Annotated in this window: 1 rRNA gene; it reads left to right on the forward strand. The window is 51.3% G+C overall.

Going from position 1 to position 1,749, the window contains the following annotated elements:
- Positions 1-211: 211 nt before the first annotated feature.
- Positions 212-1,749 (forward strand): 23S ribosomal RNA (locus B4F73_RS05805); the annotation flags it as partial.

Consider the following 1,749-nt stretch of genomic DNA (forward strand, 5'->3'; position numbering starts at 1 on the left):
GTTCCAGGATGTTTGTTATCGTAAGGGAAAGATTGATCCGGCTGGCCGCCACCCCTCGTGGGTCTGCGTCACCAGCCTCAGCCGAATAACCGGCCGCGCAGCAATGTACGGTATTGGTAAAGGGTCAGTCTGCAAGAAACCAACATGTCTGATCGAGATCCAGTGTGTGGAGCGCAAATGCGTTTTCCACTGCACATGGATTTCAAATAACGATCAAGCGTCAAAAGGGCATCCGGGGGATGTCTTGGCGGTAAGAGGCGATGAAAGACGTGGCACTCTGCGATAAGCACCGGGGAGGCGAGAGCACCCTTTGATCCGGTGATTTCTGAATGGGGAAACCCATCTCCGAGATGTTGGATAATTCGAGCGCTTCGGCGCTCGACCTGTCTAACATTTCAATAGTGAGATATTTTAATCTGAATACATAGGGTTAAAAAGCGAACCCGGGGAATTGAAACATCTAAGTACCCGGAGGAAAGGACATCAATTGAGACTCCGTTAGTAGTGGCGAGCGAACGCGGACCAGGCCTGGTCTGAAATAAGGAGAAGTATCTGGGAAGGTACGCCGTAGTGGGTGATAGCCCCGTATCCGTAAAATGAAGACCTTTTAGAGTAGGGCGGGACACGTGAAATCCTGTCTGAACATGGGGGGACCACCCTCCAAGCCTAAGTACTCCTTACCGACCGATAGTGAACAAGTACCGTGAGGGAATGATGAAAAGAACCCCGATGAGGGGAGTGAAACAGATCCTGAAACCGGATGCCTACAAGCTGATGGAGCTCTTCGGAGTGACATCGTACCTTTTGTATAATGGGTCAGCGACTTAGTGTTGCGTGCAAGCTTAAGCCGATAGGTGTAGGCACAGCGAAAGCGAGTCTTAATAGGGCGAATGAGTACGTAGCATTAGACCCGAAGGCAAGTGATCTAGATATGGGCAGGCTGAAGGTGCAGTAACATGCACTGGAGGGCCGAACCGTTGAGCGTTGAAAAGCTCTCGGATGACCTGTGTCTAGGGGTGAAAGGCCAATCAAACTTGCTGATAGCTGGTTCTCCGCGAAATCTATTTAGGTAGAGCGTCACGATTAGACTCTGGGGGGTAGAGCACTGAATGGGCTAGGGGTCCTCACCGGATTACCAAACCTTCTCAAACTCCGAATACCCAGAAGTTATGCGTGGCAGACACACGGCGGGTGCTAACGTCCGTCGTGAAAAGGGAAACAACCCAGACCGCCAATTAAGGCCCCTAAGTAATAGCTAAGTGCGAAACGATGTGGAGGTGCTGAGACAATCAGGAGGTTGGCTTAGAAGCAGCCATCCTTTAAAGAAAGCGTAACAGCTCACTGATCAAGCGCCTCTGCGCGGAAAATGTATCGGGACTAAAGTTATTCGCCGAAATTGCGGACTCGAAAGAGTGGTAGCGGAGCGTTCCGTAAGCCTGTGAAGGTGAACCGTGAGGTTTGCTGGAGGTATCGGAAGTGAGAATGCTGACATGAGTAGCGACAAACAGGGTGAGAGACCCTGTCGCCGAAAGACCAAGGGTTCCTGCGTAAAGCTAATCTGCGCAGGGTTAGCCGGCCCCTAAGGCAAGGCCGAAAGGCGTAGTCGATGGGAACCACGTTAATATTCGTGGGCCAAGGGATGAGTGACGGATTTCGAAAGTTGTATTCCCTTATTGGATTGGGAATGCAGCCTGGAAGTTCCTGGAAATAGCCTCCCTATTAGACCGTACCCGAAACCGACACAGGTGG

Source organism: Hyphomonas sp. UBA3601 (assembly GCF_002375605.1).
Classification (GTDB): Bacteria; Pseudomonadota; Alphaproteobacteria; order Caulobacterales; family Hyphomonadaceae; genus Hyphomonas.